Here is a 16,511-nt window from a genome sequence, read left to right on the forward strand (position 1 = left end):
CTCCCGGTGCAACCCTCTAACCTTCGCGCGTGTTTCAGGTGCCCTGCCAGCCCCGTCTGGGCAGGGTGAAACTGGGAAGCCGGTGGGTGCCAGCATGGCGCAATTCCGGCGCTGCCCCCGCAACGGTAGGTGAGTCGCGGCCGCGCAGGGCCACTGGGTGCCAGCACCCGGGAAGGCGCGCAGGCCTGGGCCCAGGCCCGCTCACAAGCCCGGAGACCGGCCTGATACTGCCAACGGCATCACGGAGGGTGATGCGCGGTGCACCGTGGCCTACGGCCACGGCCCCTGCGCGTTCTCCGTCTGCCCGCCTATTACCTGTCGCCTCGCGTTGCCGTGGCGCCAGCCAGCGGAGAACCCTGATGAGCGAATCCACCGAACGCGACGAACGCCACCTGGCGCGCATGCAGCGCAAGAAGGCGATCATCGACGAACGCATCGCCAATTCCCCCAACGAGTGCGGCCTGCTGCTGGTGCTGACCGGCAATGGCAAGGGCAAGAGCAGCTCGGCCTTCGGTATGCTCGCGCGCGCCCTGGGCCATGGCATGCAGTGCGGTGTGGTGCAGTTCATCAAAGGCCGCAACAGCACCGGCGAAGAGCTGTTCTTCCGCCGCTTCCCCGAGCAGGTGCGCTACCACGTGATGGGCGAGGGCTTTACCTGGGAAACCCAGGACCGCCAGCGTGACATCGCCGCCGCCGAAGCGGCCTGGGCTGTGTCGCGCCAGTTGCTGCAAGACCCGAGCGTGCAGTTCGTGGTGCTCGACGAACTGAACATCGCCCTCAAGCATGGCTACCTCGACCTTGACCAGGTGCTCTCCGACATCCAGGCCCGCCCACCGATGCAGCATGTGATCGTCACTGGCCGTGCCGCGAAACCCGAGATGATCGAACTGGCCGACACCGTGACCGAGATGGGCATGCTCAAGCACGCCTTCCAGGCCGGCATCCGTGCACAGAAGGGCGTCGAACTGTGAGCCAGCCGCGCCACTGCCCCGCCGTGCTGATTGCGGCACCGGCCTCTGGCCAGGGCAAGACCACCGTCACTGCCGCCCTGGCCCGGCTGCATCGCAACCTCGGGCGCAAGGTGCGAGTGTTCAAGTGCGGGCCAGACTTTCTCGACCCGATGATTCTTGAGCGGGCCAGCGGCGCGCCGGTGTACCAGCTCGACCTGTGGATGATCGGCGCCGAGGAAAGCCGCCGCCTGCTGTGGGAAGCAGCCGGTGAGGCCGACCTGATCCTGATCGAAGGGGTGATGGGGCTGTTCGACGGCACGCCGTCCAGCGCCGACCTGGCGCGTCACTTCGGCGTGCCGGTGCTGGCGGTAATCGACGGCACGGCCATGGCCCAGACCTTCGGCGCCCTGGCCTTGGGCCTGGCACGCTACCAGGCGGACCTGCCGTTTGCCGGTGTGCTGGCCAACCGGGTAGGCAGCCTGCGCCACGCACAACTGCTGGAAGGCAGCCTGACCGAAGGCCTGCGCTGGTATGGCGGTTTGTCCCGTGAGCGCGGTATCGAGTTGCCCAGCCGCCACCTGGGGCTGGTCCAGGCCAGCGAGCTGAACGACCTGGACGCCCGTCTGGACGCCGCTGCCGAGGCGCTGGGTGCCAGTTGCGATGCTGCCTTGCCGCCGCCAGTGACCTTTGCCGAACCCGATCCGCAAGCCAGTGCTGCGTCGTTGACCGGTGTGCGCATCGGCGTGGCGCGGGACGAGGCGTTTGCCTTCACCTATGGCGCCAACCTCGACCTGCTGCGCAACCTGGGCGCACAGCTTGAGTTCTTCTCGCCGCTGCATGACCACGAATTGCCGGCAGTGGACAGCCTGTACCTGCCGGGCGGTTATCCCGAGCTGCACCACCACGCCCTGGCCGCCAACGCGCCGATGAGCGAAGCGATCCGCGCCCATCACGCCCAAGGCAAACCGTTGCTGGCCGAATGCGGCGGCATGCTGTACCTGCTCGACGCCCTGACTGACGTAGCCGGCGAGCGTGCCGAGCTGCTCGGCCTGCTGCCGGGTGAAGCGACCATGCAGAAGCGCCTGGCGGCCCTGGCGCTGCAGGCGGTGGAAATGCCGGAAGGCATCCTGCGCGGTCACACCTATCACCATTCTCTGACCAGTACCGCACTGGAACCGATCGCCCGTGGCCTGAGCCCCAACGGTGGTCGCGGCAACGAAGCGGTGTACCGCCTGGGACGGTTGACGGCTTCCTACGTGCACTTCTACTTCCCCTCCAACCCGGATGCGGCGGCGGCGCTGTTGCGACCATGAGTGAACACGCCTACAGCGACGCCGAGCGCGCCGCGATCTACCGGGCCATCGGCGAACGCCGTGACATGCGCCATTTCGCCGGTGGCGAGGTGGCCCCGGAGGTGCTGGGCCGCCTGCTGGCCGCCGCGCACCAGGCGCCAAGTGTCGGGCTGATGCAGCCCTGGCGCTTCATCCGCATCACCCAACGCGACCTGCGCGCCCGTATCCAGGCCCTGGTGGAAGCAGAACGGGTGCGTACCGCCGAAGCCTTGGGCGAGCGCTCCGACGCCTTCATGAAACTGAAGGTGGAGGGTATCAACGACTGCGCCGAACTGCTGGTGGCCGCCCTGATGGACAACCGCGAGCCGCATATCTTCGGCCGCCGCACCCTGCCGGAAATGGACCTGGCCTCGCTGGCCTGCGCCATCCAGAACCTGTGGCTGGCAGCCCGTGGCGAAGGCCTTGGCATGGGCTGGGTGTCGCTGTTCGACCCGCAGGCGCTGGCAGCGCTGCTGGGCATGCCGGCCGGGGCCAAGCCCGTCGCGGTGCTGTGCCTGGGGCCGGTGACCGAGTTCTACCCGGCACCGATGCTGGTGCTGGAAAACTGGGCCGAGGAACGGCCCTTGAGTGAAATGCTCTTTGAGAACCAATGGGGAGAACGCCAATGAGCGTGGCCTTGCTGACCGTGGCCGGCGTGGCCCTGGATGCCTTGCTGGGCGAACCGCAGCGGCGCCACCCGCTGGTGGCCTTCGGCAACATGGCCAGTAACCTCGAGCGCCGCCTGAATGCCGGTGGGCGCGGCTGGCGCAGCCACGGGGTGAGCGCGTGGTTCCTGGCCGTGGTGCCGCTTACTTTGGTGGTGCTGATCCTGTCCTGGCTGCCGTACATCGGCTGGCTGGTCGACGTGCTGGCACTGTACTGCGCCGTCGGGCTGCGCAGCCTGGGCGAACACGTGTTAACGGTGGCCAGTGCCTTGCGCCAGGGCGACCTGCAGGAAGCGCGGCGCCGTGTGGGCTACCTGGTCAGCCGCGAAACCCGCGAACTGGACGAGCCCGCCGTGGCCCGGGCGGCCACCGAATCGGTGCTGGAGAACGGCAGCGACGCGGTGTTCGCCGCGCTGTTCTGGTTCGTGCTGGCCGGTGCGCCGGGCGTGGTGCTGTACCGCCTGAGCAATACCCTGGATGCCATGTGGGGCTACCGCAACGAACGCTTCGAACGCTTCGGCTGGTGCGCGGCGCGCGTCGACGATGTGCTCAACTATATTCCCGCCAGGCTGGTGGCATTGACCTACGCGCTGCTGGGCAAGACCCGCCTGGCCCTGGCCTGCTGGCGCAAGCAGGGCCCACTGTGGGACAGCCCCAATGCCGGGCCGGTGATGGCCGCCGGTGCTGGCGCGTTGGGGGTGGAGCTCGGTGGCCCGGCGGTGTACCACGGCGAACTGCATGAGCGGCCACGCCTGGGTGACGGGCCCATGGCCGACGCCGACGCCATCGAGCGTGGCTGGAGCCTGGTGCAGCGCGGCGTGTGGCTGTGGCTGCTGGTGATCTGCCTGGGGGCCTATATCAATGCTTGAACACGGAGGCCGCCTGCTGCGGGCGGTACGGCAATACGGCATCGCCCGTGAGCAGTGGCTCGATCTGTCCAGCGGCATTGCGCCATGGCCTTTCCCGATCCCACCGATTCCCATGGAGGCCTGGGCTCGCCTGCCGGAGACGGAGGATGGCCTGGAGGACGCCGCGCGCGCGTATTACGGCGCCCGCCAATTGCTGCCGGTGGCCGGTTCCCAGGCTGCGATCCAGGCTTTGCCGCTGTTGCGCGCAGCCGGCCGGGTTGGGGTGCTGACGCCGTGCTATGCCGAGCACCCATACGCCTGGCAACGGGCGGGGCACCAGTTGCTGGAGCTGGACGAAGCGCAGGTCGAGGCGACGCTCGACAGCCTCGACGTGCTGGTGCTGGTCAACCCCAACAACCCCACCGGCCGCCGGGTGCCGCGAGAACGCCTGCTGGATTGGCACGCACGCCTGGCCGCCCGTGGTGGCTGGCTGCTGGTCGACGAAGCGTTCATGGACAACACCCCGGCGGATGGCGTGGTTGATTGTGCCGAGCGCCCGGGGCTGATCGTGCTGCGCTCGTTCGGCAAGTTCTTCGGCCTGGCCGGCGTGCGTCTGGGGTTCGTTGCCGCCGAACGCAGCCTGCTGCTGCGCCTGGCCGAGTTGCTTGGCCCGTGGACCGTCAATGGCCCGACCCGGGTGCTGGCCCAGGCCAGCCTGGCCGACCACGCCGCCCAGCGTGTGCAGGTCGAACGCTGTGCTGCCGCCAGCCAGCGGCTGGCTATGCTGTTGCGCGGCGCCGGCCTGGCGCCCAGCGGCGGTTGCGACCTGTTCCAGTACGTGCGCAGCGAGCATGCTGCGCAACTGCATGACTTTCTCGCTCGCCGCGGCATCCTGGTGCGCCTGTTCGAGCAGCCGCCGGCGCTACGCCTTGGGCTGCCGGCCTGTGCGGCGGACGAACAGCGCCTGGCCCAGGCTCTGGCGGCCTATCAAAAGGAAACGGCATGACCACCCTCATGGTGCAAGGCACCACCTCCGATGCAGGCAAGAGCACACTGGTGACCGCGCTGTGCCGCTGGCTGTTGCGCCAGGGTGTCGGCGTGGTCCCGTTCAAGCCGCAGAACATGGCGCTGAACAGCGCGGTGACCGCTGACGGCGGTGAAATCGGCCGGGCCCAGGCGGTGCAGGCCCAGGCCTGCCGGCTGGAGCCACACACCGACATGAACCCGGTGCTGCTCAAGCCCAACAGCGACACCGGCGCCCAGGTGATCATCCATGGCCGTGCCGTCACCAGCATGAATGCAGTGGCCTACCACGACTACAAGGCTATCGCCATGCAGGCGGTGCTGGCTTCGCATCAGCGCCTGAGCGCTGCCTGGCCGGTGGTCATGGTCGAAGGCGCGGGGTCTCCGGCGGAGATCAACCTGCGTGCCGGTGACATCGCCAACATGGGCTTTGCCGAAGCGGTGGACTGCCCGGTGATTCTGGTCGCCGACATCAATCGCGGTGGCGTGTTCGCCCACCTCGTGGGCACGCTGGAGCTGCTGTCACCCAGTGAGCAGGCGCGGGTAAAGGGCTTTGTCATCAACCGCTTCCGCGGCGACATCGCCTTGCTGCAGCCGGGGCTGGACTGGCTGGAGCAGCGCACCGGCAAGCCGGTGCTGGGCGTGCTGCCATATGTCACCGATCTGCATCTGGAAGCCGAAGACGGCATTGACGCGCGCCAAGGGGCAAAGGCCGAGCGCGTGCTCAAGGTGATCGTCCCGGTGCTGCCGCGCATCAGCAACCACACCGACTTCGACCCACTGCGCCTGCACCCGCAGGTGGACCTGCAGTTCATCGGCCCGGGCCAGGCGATTCCGGCTGCCGACCTGATCATCCTGCCGGGCTCCAAGAGTGTGCGCGGCGACCTGGCACAACTGCGTGAGCGCGGTTGGGACCAGGCCATTGACCGGCACCTGCGTTATGGCGGCAAGCTGATCGGCATCTGCGGTGGCCTGCAGATGCTGGGCCGCGAAGTGCATGACCCGCTTGGTCTTGAAGGGGCCGCAGGCTCCAGCCCGGGGCTTGGCCTGTTCGATTACGCCACGGTGCTCGAAGCCGAGAAGCAACTGCGCAACGTTGCCGGCACCCTGAACCTCGAAGCAGTACCGATTGCCGGTTACGAAATTCATGCCGGCGTCACCACGGGGCCAGCCCTGGAGCAGCCTGCCGTGCAACTTGCCGATGGCCGTTGCGATGGTGCTGTCAGTGCCGATGGCCAGATACTTGCCACCTACCTGCACGGCCTGTTCGAAGGCAGCCAGTCGTGCGCGGCGTTGCTGCGCTGGGCTGGCCTGGAGGAGGTGCAGGTCATTGATTACGAGGCCCTGCGCGAACGCGACATCGAGCGCCTGGCCGACCTGGTGGAAAAGCACCTGGACACCGCGCGCCTGCGCCAGCTCTGTGGGGTGGCCTGACATGCGCAACCTGATCCTCGGCGGTGCCCGCTCGGGCAAGAGCCGGCTGGCCGAACAGTTGGCCAGCGCCAGTGGCTTGCCGGTGACCTACATCGCCACCAGCCAGCCGCTGGATGGTGAAATGTACGAACGGGTGCTGCTGCACCGCCAGCGTCGCCCCGATGACTGGGGATTGATCGAAGAACCCCTGGCACTGGCCGCGGTATTGCGCGCCGAAGCGGCCGAAGGGCGCTGCCTGCTGGTGGATTGCCTGACCCTGTGGCTGACCAACCTGCTGATGCTCGAAGACGACCAGCGCCTGGCCGAGGAGCGTGATGCGCTGTTGGCCTGCCTGGAACAGTTGCCGGGCACGGTCATCCTGGTCAGTAACGAAACCGGCCTGGGCGTCGTGCCCATGGGCGAGCTGACCCGACGCTATGTCGACCTGGCCGGCTGGCTGCACCAGGCCGTGGCCGAGCGCTGTCAGCGTGTGGTGCTGACCGTGGCCGGCCTGCCCCTAATGCTCAAAGGACCTGCACTATGACCCAAGCCTGGTGGCGTGACGCCTGCCAACCCCTCGACAACGCCGCCATGGACCAGGCCCGCGCCCGTCAGCAGCAGCTGACCAAACCTGCCGGTTCGCTCGGCCAGCTGGAAGGCCTGGCCATTCAGCTGGCCGGCCTGCAGGGGCGTGAGCGGCCAACGCTGGATCACGCTGCAATCAGCATTTTTGCCGGTGACCACGGTGTGGTCGAGGAAGGCATCTCGGCCTACCCGCAAGCGGTGACCGGGCAGATGCTGCGCAACTTCGTCGGCGGTGGCGCGGCGATCAGCGTGCTGGCGCGCCAGCTGCAGGCCAGCCTGGAGGTCGTCGACCTGGGCACCATCGACCCGCACCTGGAGCTGCCTGGCGTGCGTCATCTGCGCCTGGGCGCCGGTACCGCCAACTTTGCCCGCCAGCCAGCGATGACCGAAGGCCAGCTGCAGGCCGCCCTGCAGGCCGGTCGCGATAGTGCCCTGCGCGCCGCCGAACAGGGCGCGCAGCTGTTCATCGGTGGCGAGATGGGGATTGGCAACACCACGGCAGCCGCCGCCCTGGCCAGTGTCCTGCTGGGCTGCCCGCCGGCTGAATCGAGTGGCCCGGGTACCGGCCTGGACAACGCCGGGGTGCGGCACAAGGCCGAGGTTATCGAGCGCGCGCTGAGCCTGCATGGCCTCAGCGCCAACGATCCCTTGCAGGCGCTGGGCTGTGTCGGTGGTTTCGAGATCGCGGCCTTGGCCGGTGCCTACATGGGCTGCGCGCAGGCGGGTATCGCAGTGCTGGTGGACGGCTTCATCTGCAGCGTCGCCGCGCTGCTGGCGGTGCGCCTCAACCCGCAGTGCCGGGCCTGGCTGCTGTTCGCCCACCAAGGCGCAGAGCCTGGGCACAAAGCCGTGCTCGACACGTTGCAGGCCGAGCCGTTGCTGGCCCTGGGCCTGCGCCTGGGCGAGGGCAGTGGGGCTGCCCTGGCCGTGCCGCTGTTGCGCCTGGCCTGTGCGCTGCACGGGCAGATGGCGACCTTCGCCGAGGCGGCGGTGGCGGACCGCCCGGCATGATCCTCGACCTGCTGCGCCATGGTGAAACGGAGCAGGGCGGCCTGCGTGGCAGCCTTGATGATGCCCTGACCGACAAAGGCTGGGCGCAGATGCGTGACGCCGTGGCCGAGGCCGGCCCGTGGGAGGTGCTGGTCAGTTCGCCGTTGCAGCGCTGTGCACGTTTTGCCGAGGAACTGGGCGAGCGCCTTAACCTGCCCGTACAGCGCGAAGCGGCGTTGCAGGAGCTGCATTTTGGCGACTGGGAGGGCCGTAGTGCGGCGCAGATCATGGAAGACCAGGCGGACGCGCTGGGGCGCTTCTGGGCGGACCCTTATGCGTTTACGCCGCCCAATGGCGAGCCGGTCGAGGCGTTCGCCGAACGTGTGCTGGCGGCTGTCGAGCGCCTGAGCCGTCAGCATGCTGGCAAGCGTGTGCTGCTGGTCACCCATGGCGGCGTGATGCGGCTGTTGCTGGCCCGTGCTCGTGGCCTGCCGAGGGCGCAGTTGCTGCAGGTCGAAGTTGGCCACGCTGCGCTGATGCGACTGGTGCCGGGTGATGACGGCCAGTGGGTGGAGGGGCGCTGAGATGTTGCCGTTGTGGATTGCCTTGCAGTTTCTCAGCAGCCTGCCGGTGAGCCTGCCGGGCATGCCGGCGCCACGTGAGGTGGGGCGTTCGCTGCTCTGGTACCCGTTGGTCGGGTTGTTGTTCGGCTTGCTGCTGTGGCTGGCCAGCCATTTCCTGCAGGGCACGCCGGCGCCGCTGCACGCGGCCCTGCTGCTGACGTTGTGGGTGTTGCTCAGTGGCGCCTTGCACCTGGATGGCCTGGCGGACAGTGCTGACGCCTGGCTGGGCGGTTTTGGTGACCGCGAACGCACTTTGCAGATCATGAAAGACCCGCGTAGCGGGCCGATTGCCGTGGTCACCCTGGTGCTGGTGCTGTTGCTGAAGTTCTGCGCCTTGTGGGTGCTGGTCGAGCAGGGCATTGGCATGCAGTTGCTGCTTGCACCGCTGATCGGGCGGGCGGCGATGCTCGGGCTGTTCCTGAGCACGCCTTATGTGCGACAGGGCGGTTTGGGGCAGGCGCTGGCCGAGCACCTGCCTCGGCCTGCGGCCGGGTGGGTGCTGCTGGGCTGTGCGCTCTTCTGCCTGGTCCTGGGTGGATGGATCGTGGTGCTGGCATTGGCGGTGTTTGCCTGGTTGCGACAATTGATGTGCCGGCGCCTGGGCGGGACTACCGGCGATACCGCTGGTGCAATGCTGGAGTTGCTCGAACTGACCGTGATGCTGGGGTTGGCGTTGGGCCTCTGAGCTCTTGCTCAGGACGCTGGCCCTGTAGGAACGCAAGCAGGATGCTGTAGGGGGGTTCTGAGCCTAACGTGCTGGCAAATTCCTGAAAAACTCAGCAAGAGCCGGCATTTTGTCACTGGCGTATGCTTGCCCCTTCGCTAACTGTCGAGGAGTGTTCGCACCATGCGTCATGTCATTCTCGCCGCGTTGTTGGTGGCCATGGGGCCTGCAGCCCTGGCAGCCGATCTCATGGATTTCTGGAACACCCCACGCCACGGCGGCAACAGCTTCAACCGGCTGCCACCCGAGCAAGTCTATTTCGACGCCCTGAGCGGCTATGGCGCGACCTGGGTGCGGCTGTCCTACGACAAATGGCAGCCGGCAGAACGCGACTTCCTCCTCGGCGATGCCGATGCCTACCAAGGCCTGCCTGCCGCCGACCTGGCCACGCTGCGAGCCACTCTCGACCGTGCCCATCAGGCCGGCCTCAAGGTGGTCATAGCACCGCTTTCGCTACCCGGCATGCGCTGGTCGCAAAACAACCAGGGCCAGTTCGACGACCGCCTCTGGCAAGACAAACGCTACTGGTTGCAGGCTGCGGCCTTCTGGCGGGATCTGGCCCGTGAGCTGAAAGGTCACCCGGCCATCGCCGCCTACAACCTGGTCAACGAGCCCGCGCCGGAGAAGCAAGGTGGCCTGGCCGAGCATGCCGACCCCGGGCAAATGCAGCAGTGGTATGCACGGCAGCAGGGCACTGCGCGTGACCTGCCCGCCCTGTATCGGCAGTTGATAGTGGCCATTCGCGAGGAGGATGCGGACACGCCGGTCATGCTCGATGCCGGCTGGTTCGCCGCCGCCGACGCCTTCGGTTACTGGCCGGCACCTGTGGAAGACCAGCGGGTGCTGTACAGCGTGCACATGTACGAGCCCTATCTGGTGACCAGTGCACCGAACATGACGCGCAAGCAACCCATCGCCTATCCCGGCCCGGCACCGTTCGCGGGGCAAACGCAGCAGTGGGATGGCCAGCGTGTGGCGCAGTACCTGCACCAACCGCTGGACTGGGCCGAGGCCATGAAGGTGCCCCGCTCGCGGCTGGTGGTGGGTGAGTTCGGTTGCATGCGCAGGTTGCCGGGCTGCCGGCAATACCTGGAAGACGTGCTCAGCGTGCTGGATCGCCACCGGTTGCATTGGGCCTTTTACAGCTTCCGTGAAGATAACTGGGACGGTATGGACTACGAGCTGGGCTCGGCCAAGGTGCCGTGGCGCTATTGGCAGGCCATCGAGCAGGGCGCTCCAGACCCGCTGGCGCGCAAGGCTACGGTGGAGTTCGAGCCGATTCTCAGGCGCTTGAACCCAGGCAGAGGGTAGTGCCTGCCAGCTAAGTCATTGGGGGCCGCTTTGCGGCACATCGCCGGCAAGCCAGTTGCTCCCACAGGGTCCCGTCAACGCAATCTGACAGACTTTAGGGCTGAGGGGCGTCGGTAATCATGAAATCTCTTGCAACACACATGATGCGGGTATATACACGTATCCATGCTGACCAGTGAATGCATCTGTACCCATCTGCGTCGTGCCGCCCGTGGGGTGAGCCGGCATTACGACGAAGCCCTTGCCGGCTTTGGGGTCAATGTCGCCCAGTTTTCCCTGTTGCGTCATCTGCAGCGGCTCGACCGCCCCAGTATCACCACCTTGGCAGAGGCCATGGGCCTGGAGCGCAGTACCCTGGGCCGCAACCTGCGGGTGCTGGAGGCTGAAGGGCTGGTGGCCTTGGCCGATGGCGACGACCAGCGCAACCGCGTGGTGCTGCTGACCGAGGCCGGTACGCAACTGCTGCGCGCTGCCCATCCGGCCTGGGAACAGGCCCAGGCCGATCTGGTGGAACGGCTGGGGGCAGGGCAGCGGGATGAACTGGTGCGCTTGCTGGATCAACTGGCTTGAATTGATACGACTATAAGCGGGTATGTACCCGTAAAAACCTTGCGATGTGCTGGAGATAACAATGACTTCGGTGTGGCGAACCAGCGGGTGGGTATTGGTGGGAGCAGCGTTGATCCTGGCGCTATCCTTGGGTGTGCGGCACGGCTTCGGCCTGTTCCTGGCGCCAATGAGCGCCGATTTTGGCTGGGGGCGTGAGGTGTTCGCCTTCGCCATTGCCTTGCAGAACCTGATCTGGGGGCTGGCGCAACCGTTCGCTGGCGCCCTGGCCGACCGCCTGGGCGCGGCGCGGGTGGTGATCATTGGGGGTATTCTCTATGCGGCCGGGTTGGTGCTGATGGGCATGGCCGACTCGGCCTGGTCGTTGTCGCTGAGCGCCGGCTTGCTGATCGGCATCGGCCTGTCCGGTACCTCGTTCTCGGTCATCCTTGGCGTGGTCGGGCGCGCCGTACCGGCGGAGAAGCGCAGCATGGCCATGGGCATTGCCAGCGCTGCCGGTTCTTTCGGCCAGTTCGCCATGTTGCCGGGCACCCTCGGCCTGATCCAGTGGCTGGGCTGGTCCGCTGCGTTGCTGGTGCTGGGCCTGTTGGTGGCGCTGATCGTGCCTTTCGTCGGCCTGTTGCGCGATCGCCCGTTGCCCAGTCATGGCGCCGAACAGACCTTGGGCCAGGCCCTGCGCGAGGCGTGCTCGCACTCCGGCTTCTGGTTGCTGGCGCTGGGCTTCTTCGTTTGTGGCTTCCAGGTGGTGTTCATTGGCGTGCACCTGCCGGCCTACCTGGTCGACCAGCACCTGGCCGCGACCACCGGTACCACGGTGCTGGCGCTGGTGGGCCTGTTCAATATCGTCGGTACTTTCACCGCCGGCTGGCTGGGTGGGCGCATGTCCAAGCCGCGCCTGCTGACCGGGCTGTACCTGCTGCGTGCGGTAGTGATCGTGCTGTTCCTCTGGGCGCCGGTGACTGAATTCAGTGCTTACCTGTTCGGCATTGCCATGGGCCTGCTGTGGCTGTCCACGGTGCCGCTGACCAACGGCACCGTGGCCACGGTGTTCGGCGTGCGCAACCTGTCCATGCTTGGCGGCATCGTCTTCCTGTTCCACCAACTGGGCGCCTTCCTGGGTGGCTGGTTGGGTGGGGTGGTGTACGACCGCACCGGCAGCTACGACCTGGTCTGGCAGATTTCCATCTTGCTCAGCCTGCTGGCCGCCGCCCTTAGCTGGCCCGTGCGCGAACGCCCGGTCGCCCGCCTGCAGGCCCAGGCCGCATGAACCGCTACCTGGCTAGGGGGCTACTGGCCGGCGCCGCCTTGTTACTGCTGGCGCTGGTGTGGTGGGGCTGGCACAAGGGCGGGATGGCGTTGATGCAGCTGGGCATGAGTGTTTGTTAGGCGCTACCCTGCAAGTTCGAGGATTGTCTTGCGGGAGAAACGAGTCATGCGTGCACATTGGTTGACGGTGCCGGTGCTGGCCCTGCTTGCCAGCGCATCGAGCTGGGCTGCTGATTGCCCGGCGTTGTTGCAGGGCAGCCTGCCGGAGCTGCGTGGCAAGGGGCAGGTTGACCTGTGCGAGCGCTTTGCCGGCAAGCCGCTGGTGGTGGTGAACACGGCCAGCTATTGCGGTTTTGCGCCGCAGTTCGAGGGGTTGGAGGCGACGTACAAGGAATATCACCAACAAGGCCTGGAAATGCTTGGCGTGCCATCCAACGACTTCAAGCAGGAAGATGCGGACAGCGAGAAGACCGCCAAGGTCTGCTATGCCAACTACGGTGTCACGTTCACCATGACCAAGACGCAGCCGGTGCGGGGCACGGATGCGATACCGCTGTTCGCTGAACTGGCCAGCCAGAGCAGTGCACCGAAGTGGAACTTCTACAAGTACGTGGTGGACCGCAAGGGCAAGGTGATCGGCAACTTCTCCAGCCTGACCAAGCCGGATGATCCTGCGTTCCGGGCTGCTATCGAAAAGGCTATTGCCTCGCAGCCATAACTGGCTGCACTTGCTCTTGCTCTTGCTCTTGCTCTTGCTCTTGCTCTTGCTCTTGCTCTTGCTTCTAAGCGCGCGATAGTTCAGGCGCCGCCGATTGCGACTTCAGGAGGCCGAGCGAAGGCCTTGCGGAGGGAGGTGACGGGCATGGATGCCCGTCAAGCGCTGGGCCCCATGGATGGGGCCTGCAGCGCGTACTCCCGGGAGCAAGCCCGTAGCGAGGGGACCCCGTAGCGCAGCGGAGGGGCCGGATGATAGGAGCCAGCGTTTTTTGGTTACTTTTTGTCGCGTTTGACAAAAAGTGACCCGCCGTAAGGGCGGAAGGGTGAATAAGCGCCACCTTCGAAAATGAATGTTGACCCCATTGTTGATGCCCACGCTTGAAAGCGAAGAGCGAAGAGCGAAGAGCGAAGAGCGGAAAAGTGCTGGTTTTGATCTCGCGCATAGTCCATTTACGATGGCGACGCGGATTCACCTTTTCGCCCTTACGGCGAGTCACTTTTTGTCAAACGCGACAAAAAGTAACCAAAAAACGCTGCGCTCCCATCATCCGGCCCCTGCGCTGCGCTCCGGGGTTCCCTCACTCCGGCCTTGCTCCCGGGAGGACCGCGCTGCAGGCCCCATCCTGGGGCCCAGCGCTTGACGGGCATCCATGCCCGTCACCTCCCTCCGCAAGGCCTGCGTTCGGCCTCCTGAAGTCGCGAAGATCAAGATCAAGATCAAGATCAAGATCAAGATCAAGATCAAGATCAAGATCAAGATCAAAGTCAAAAGCAGGTAACGTGGCCGGGTTTCGGGTTATTTCACTTTGCATGCACCGTAATCGCCACCAACCGCACCACCACCGGCCTGACCATCAACACACAAACGAACGCCACAGGCATTGCCAACTGGTACGCCTTCAGCACGTTGCCGAGGTATTCGGGGTTGACCCCCGCATTCGCTGCAGTGATCACGAAACACATCAACAGTGCCATGATCGACGACATGTAGAAGGCAAAAACGTAGGGCGTGGCGCCCGGGTGCAATTTGCGTCGGCTGCGTGCCTGGGGCAGGTTGCTCATGCGAACTCCTGAAAGATGAGTAGAGGCGCAGGTTAGCAACGCACCGGGCAGCACCTGTAGACCAGTCGTATTGAGTTCTTTATAAAGAGATTCTTACGAATCCAGGGGCTCAGCATGGACCTGCTCAATGCCATTCGCTGCTTCATCAAGGTGGTCGAAGCCGGCAGTATCGCCGCCGGCGCCCGCAACCTGGGCCTGAGCCCGGCCGCGGTCAGCCAGAACCTGGCACGCCTGGAAGGCCACTTGCAGGTTCGCCTCCTCAGCCGCACCACACGCAGTATGGCGCTGACGCCCGCCGGTACCCAGTACTACCAACGCGTCAGGCACATCGAGCGCGACCTGGCCCTGGCCGAACAGGCCGTCACCACCCCCGACAGCGAACCCCAGGGGCGGCTGTGCATTGCCTCGACGTCCGCCTTCGGTCGCCACGTCCTGGCACCCTTGATACCCGCATTCAGTGCCCGCTACCCCCTGCTTTCGATAGAGTTGGTAACGACTGATCGCCGGGTCAACCATGCGCGGGAAGATGTGGATGTGAGCCTGCGCATTGCCCCACAACTGGAAGAACAGTTGCTGGCCCGGCACATCGCCCGTATCCCGTTCATTTGCTGTGCCTCGCCCGGTTACCTGCAAGACGCCGGCGTGCCGGCCACGCCCGAGGCCTTGCGTGACCACCGCTGCCTGGTGTTCCGCTACCCGGTGGATGGGCGCTTCCTGCGTTGGGGGTTCATGCGCGACGGGCTGCGGTTCGAGGCAGAGTTCGGCAGTGTCCTGATCAGCGACGACATCGATGCCCTGACCCAGATGGCACTGCACGATGGCGGCATCACCCGCTTGGCCGAGTTCATCGTGCGGCCGTATCTGGCCGCTGGGGCGCTGGTACCGTTGTTCGAATACAGCGATAGCGGCCAGGCCTATGCCCAGACCGAACCGATGGATATCTACCTGTGCCTGGCCGACCGCTTCGCCATGACCACTAAAGTGCGTGTGTTCATGGACTACCTGCGCGAATGCCTGGGCGACAGCTGGCAGATGCAGGCATGAAAAAACCGCCACGAGGGCGGTTTTTCATGTAACGCGTACGAATCAGAAGCGGTAGGTAAGGGATGCACCGATACCGTGAGCACTGTTCTCATACTTGGCCTGATAGGTGCCTTTCAACGCCTGTTGTGTCGGCGAACCGGACACATTGTTGACCTTGGTATCCTCTTCCCACAGGTACGAGTAGGCAACATCGATGGTCATGTCATCGTTCGGGCTCCAACCGGCACCAAAGCTGACTGCCTTACGATCGCCGGTAGGAATGCGCGGCGAACGATCGTGGTTGTTGGTCGGCGATTGGTCGACGGAGAAGCCTGCACGCAGGGTCCATTCCTTGTTCACCTTGTAGGCCGCACCAATGGCGTGTGCCCAGGTGTCATGCCAGTTCTGCTCTTCGGTGATGGTCTGCAGTGGGTAACCCGCTGGTGCTTCGTTCTTGACAACGATGCTCTCCAGGCGGCTCCAGCGTGTCCAGGTGCTACCGGCATAGAGCGTCCAGTGGTCATCCAGTTCATGGGTGACCGAGAAGTCCACCGATTCCGGCGTCTTGATTTTCAGGCTGGCGTCGAACTTGCCGTTCAGACCAAGCTGGGGAATCGGGTAGGAAACACGGGTATCACCTTCAAGCTTGTAGTCGACCATCGAGTGATAGGTCAGACCCAGACGGGTGCGGTCTGTGGCTTGTACGAGAACGCCGATGTTGTAACCGATCGCGGTGTCGTCGCCCTTGATCTTGATTTCTCCATCCGGGCCTCCGCCCACGACCGGAGGGAAGGCTTTGCTGCTCAGGTTCGAGCCCAGCTCACCCTTGATGCGGTTGATGGTCGGGCCAAAACCGATCGACACCTTGTCATTGAAGGCGTAGCTGATGGTTGGCTGGAAGGTGACAACCTCGACCTTGCTCTTCTTGCCCCAGTAGCGGGCCGCGTCATCGCTACCGTAGTCGGTGATCAGGCCGTATGGCACGTAAACACCGAAACCAACGCTCCAATGATCATCGATCGGCTTGACGTAGTAACCCATGGGCACGCCCACGACCGGGACCATGTCGCCATCGGTTTCCCCCCCGAAATTGCTACCACGACCCGAAATATCAGACTTGGCAATGACGGCTGCGCCACCCACGGTGACCTGTTCGCGCTTCAGGCGCGACATGCCTGCAGGGTTGCCATACACCGTACTGGCATCTTCGGCAGAAGACGAACGTCCCGCAAAACCGGTTCCCATGCCGCTGATGCTTTGTTCGTTCAGCGCGAAGCCTGCGGCGAGCAGTTGGCTGGAAGCAAGTGCAACGGCAACGCCGAGGGAGGCTTTGAGCATTACTTTTTTCATTATTAGAACTCCTTGGGATCTCCGGGGCGAAAAGCTACCAACAATTCACGCGCCGCGCTATAG

19 protein-coding genes and 1 riboswitch are annotated in these 16,511 nt (G+C 65.2%); of the genes, 17 read left to right on the forward strand and 2 right to left on the reverse strand.

The window, feature by feature from the left end; all coding sequences use genetic code 11:
* Positions 1-19 precede the first annotated feature (19 nt).
* Positions 20-239: riboswitch (cobalamin riboswitch) on the forward strand.
* Between the two features lie 120 nt (positions 240-359).
* From cobO to MKK04_RS26495, 16 genes are all read left to right on the forward strand, one after another.
* A complete protein-coding gene (gene cobO, locus MKK04_RS06145; RefSeq protein WP_013971375.1) occupies positions 360-971 on the forward strand; it encodes a cob(I)yrinic acid a,c-diamide adenosyltransferase in 612 nt (203 codons plus the stop codon).
* Positions 968-2,263 carry a cobyrinate a,c-diamide synthase gene (locus MKK04_RS06150; RefSeq protein WP_063911552.1) on the forward strand — a complete coding sequence of 432 codons (1,296 nt, stop codon included), beginning with the start codon at positions 968-970 and terminating at the stop codon, positions 2,261-2,263. The genes cobO and MKK04_RS06150 overlap by 4 nt, the downstream gene beginning before the upstream one ends.
* Positions 2,260-2,910 carry a 5,6-dimethylbenzimidazole synthase gene (gene bluB / locus MKK04_RS06155; protein WP_063911553.1) on the forward strand — a complete coding sequence of 217 codons (651 nt, stop codon included), beginning with the start codon at positions 2,260-2,262 and terminating at the stop codon, positions 2,908-2,910. The genes MKK04_RS06150 and bluB overlap by 4 nt, the downstream gene beginning before the upstream one ends.
* Entirely contained in the window at positions 2,907-3,815 is a 909-nt protein-coding gene (gene cbiB / locus MKK04_RS06160) for an adenosylcobinamide-phosphate synthase CbiB (protein ID WP_241106340.1), read from the forward strand. The genes bluB and cbiB overlap by 4 nt, the downstream gene beginning before the upstream one ends.
* The gene (cobD, locus tag MKK04_RS06165) at positions 3,808-4,800 is read left to right on the forward strand and encodes a threonine-phosphate decarboxylase CobD (protein ID WP_241106341.1); all 993 of its coding nucleotides are present in this window, start codon (positions 3,808-3,810) and stop codon (positions 4,798-4,800) included. The genes cbiB and cobD overlap by 8 nt, the downstream gene beginning before the upstream one ends.
* Positions 4,797-6,251 carry a cobyric acid synthase gene (locus tag MKK04_RS06170; RefSeq protein WP_207829303.1) on the forward strand — a complete coding sequence of 485 codons (1,455 nt, stop codon included), beginning with the start codon at positions 4,797-4,799 and terminating at the stop codon, positions 6,249-6,251. Before cobD ends, MKK04_RS06170 begins: the two co-directional genes overlap by 4 nt.
* Before the next feature lies 1 nt (position 6,252).
* Complete coding sequence (gene cobU, locus MKK04_RS06175; protein WP_241106342.1) at positions 6,253-6,774, forward strand: bifunctional adenosylcobinamide kinase/adenosylcobinamide-phosphate guanylyltransferase; 522 nt, start codon at positions 6,253-6,255, stop codon at positions 6,772-6,774.
* On the forward strand, positions 6,771-7,826 hold the full coding sequence (gene cobT, locus MKK04_RS06180) for a nicotinate-nucleotide--dimethylbenzimidazole phosphoribosyltransferase (protein ID WP_241106343.1): 1,056 nt from the start codon (positions 6,771-6,773) through the stop codon (positions 7,824-7,826). The genes cobU and cobT overlap by 4 nt, the downstream gene beginning before the upstream one ends.
* The gene (locus tag MKK04_RS06185; RefSeq protein ID WP_207829281.1) at positions 7,823-8,389 is read left to right on the forward strand and encodes a histidine phosphatase family protein; all 567 of its coding nucleotides are present in this window, start codon (positions 7,823-7,825) and stop codon (positions 8,387-8,389) included. The genes cobT and MKK04_RS06185 overlap by 4 nt, the downstream gene beginning before the upstream one ends.
* 1 nt (position 8,390) lies before the next feature.
* Complete coding sequence (locus MKK04_RS06190) at positions 8,391-9,113, forward strand: adenosylcobinamide-GDP ribazoletransferase (RefSeq protein ID WP_241106344.1); 723 nt, start codon at positions 8,391-8,393, stop codon at positions 9,111-9,113.
* A gap of 228 nt (positions 9,114-9,341) precedes the next feature.
* On the forward strand, positions 9,342-10,463 hold the full coding sequence (locus tag MKK04_RS06195) for a glycoside hydrolase family 5 protein (RefSeq protein WP_442793807.1): 1,122 nt from the start codon (positions 9,342-9,344) through the stop codon (positions 10,461-10,463).
* A 165-nt stretch (positions 10,464-10,628) separates the two neighbouring features.
* Positions 10,629-11,033: a MarR family winged helix-turn-helix transcriptional regulator gene (locus MKK04_RS06200; RefSeq protein WP_207829276.1), complete on the forward strand. Its 405-nt coding sequence runs from the start codon at positions 10,629-10,631 to the stop codon at positions 11,031-11,033.
* Positions 11,034-11,094: 61 nt separating this feature from the next.
* Entirely contained in the window at positions 11,095-12,297 is a 1,203-nt protein-coding gene (locus tag MKK04_RS06205) for an MFS transporter (RefSeq protein WP_243434036.1), read from the forward strand.
* Positions 12,294-12,416 carry a hypothetical protein gene (locus MKK04_RS26490; RefSeq protein WP_267933606.1) on the forward strand — a complete coding sequence of 41 codons (123 nt, stop codon included), beginning with the start codon at positions 12,294-12,296 and terminating at the stop codon, positions 12,414-12,416. Before MKK04_RS06205 ends, MKK04_RS26490 begins: the two co-directional genes overlap by 4 nt.
* 46 nt (positions 12,417-12,462) lie before the next feature.
* On the forward strand, positions 12,463-13,014 hold the full coding sequence (locus MKK04_RS06210) for a glutathione peroxidase (RefSeq protein ID WP_207829274.1): 552 nt from the start codon (positions 12,463-12,465) through the stop codon (positions 13,012-13,014).
* Positions 13,015-13,663: 649 nt separating this feature from the next.
* Complete coding sequence (locus MKK04_RS26495) at positions 13,664-13,792, forward strand: hypothetical protein (protein ID WP_272493179.1); 129 nt, start codon at positions 13,664-13,666, stop codon at positions 13,790-13,792.
* A 22-nt stretch (positions 13,793-13,814) separates the two neighbouring features.
* On the opposite strand, the gene MKK04_RS06215 is transcribed toward MKK04_RS26495, so the two are convergent.
* Entirely contained in the window at positions 13,815-14,075 is a 261-nt protein-coding gene (locus MKK04_RS06215; protein ID WP_207829272.1) for a DUF2798 domain-containing protein, read from the reverse strand.
* A 114-nt stretch (positions 14,076-14,189) separates the two neighbouring features.
* Between MKK04_RS06215 and MKK04_RS06220 the strand changes: the two genes are divergently transcribed.
* Complete coding sequence (locus MKK04_RS06220; RefSeq protein ID WP_241106345.1) at positions 14,190-15,119, forward strand: LysR family transcriptional regulator; 930 nt, start codon at positions 14,190-14,192, stop codon at positions 15,117-15,119.
* 42 nt (positions 15,120-15,161) lie between these two features.
* Here MKK04_RS06220 and MKK04_RS06225 read toward each other — a convergent pair whose 3' ends face one another.
* Complete coding sequence (locus MKK04_RS06225) at positions 15,162-16,448, reverse strand: OmpP1/FadL family transporter (RefSeq protein ID WP_241106346.1); 1,287 nt, start codon at positions 16,446-16,448, stop codon at positions 15,162-15,164.
* Between the last annotated feature and the right edge of the window lie 63 nt (positions 16,449-16,511).

The organism is Pseudomonas sp. LS.1a, from assembly GCF_022533585.1.
In the GTDB taxonomy this organism is placed as follows: Bacteria; Pseudomonadota; Gammaproteobacteria; order Pseudomonadales; family Pseudomonadaceae; genus Aquipseudomonas.

Coding starts and splice junctions, on each gene's coding strand:
- cobO (WP_013971375.1), top strand. CDS start 360: ATGAGCGAATCCACCGAACGCGACGAACGCCACCTGGCGCGCATGCAG.
- bluB (WP_063911553.1), top strand. CDS start 2,260: ATGAGTGAACACGCCTACAGCGACGCCGAGCGCGCCGCGATCTACCGG.
- cbiB (WP_241106340.1), top strand. CDS start 2,907: ATGAGCGTGGCCTTGCTGACCGTGGCCGGCGTGGCCCTGGATGCCTTG.
- cobD (WP_241106341.1), top strand. CDS start 3,808: ATGCTTGAACACGGAGGCCGCCTGCTGCGGGCGGTACGGCAATACGGC.
- MKK04_RS06170 (WP_207829303.1), top strand. CDS start 4,797: ATGACCACCCTCATGGTGCAAGGCACCACCTCCGATGCAGGCAAGAGC.
- cobU (WP_241106342.1), top strand. CDS start 6,253: ATGCGCAACCTGATCCTCGGCGGTGCCCGCTCGGGCAAGAGCCGGCTG.
- cobT (WP_241106343.1), top strand. CDS start 6,771: ATGACCCAAGCCTGGTGGCGTGACGCCTGCCAACCCCTCGACAACGCC.
- MKK04_RS06185 (WP_207829281.1), top strand. CDS start 7,823: ATGATCCTCGACCTGCTGCGCCATGGTGAAACGGAGCAGGGCGGCCTG.
- MKK04_RS06190 (WP_241106344.1), top strand. CDS start 8,391: ATGTTGCCGTTGTGGATTGCCTTGCAGTTTCTCAGCAGCCTGCCGGTG.
- MKK04_RS06195 (WP_442793807.1), top strand. CDS start 9,342: ATGGATTTCTGGAACACCCCACGCCACGGCGGCAACAGCTTCAACCGG.
- MKK04_RS06200 (WP_207829276.1), top strand. CDS start 10,629: ATGCTGACCAGTGAATGCATCTGTACCCATCTGCGTCGTGCCGCCCGT.
- MKK04_RS06205 (WP_243434036.1), top strand. CDS start 11,095: ATGACTTCGGTGTGGCGAACCAGCGGGTGGGTATTGGTGGGAGCAGCG.
- MKK04_RS26490 (WP_267933606.1), top strand. CDS start 12,294: ATGAACCGCTACCTGGCTAGGGGGCTACTGGCCGGCGCCGCCTTGTTA.
- MKK04_RS06210 (WP_207829274.1), top strand. CDS start 12,463: ATGCGTGCACATTGGTTGACGGTGCCGGTGCTGGCCCTGCTTGCCAGC.
- MKK04_RS26495 (WP_272493179.1), top strand. CDS start 13,664: ATGCCCGTCACCTCCCTCCGCAAGGCCTGCGTTCGGCCTCCTGAAGTC.
- MKK04_RS06215 (WP_207829272.1), bottom strand. CDS start 14,075: ATGAGCAACCTGCCCCAGGCACGCAGCCGACGCAAATTGCACCCGGGC.
- MKK04_RS06220 (WP_241106345.1), top strand. CDS start 14,190: ATGGACCTGCTCAATGCCATTCGCTGCTTCATCAAGGTGGTCGAAGCC.
- MKK04_RS06225 (WP_241106346.1), bottom strand. CDS start 16,448: ATGAAAAAAGTAATGCTCAAAGCCTCCCTCGGCGTTGCCGTTGCACTT.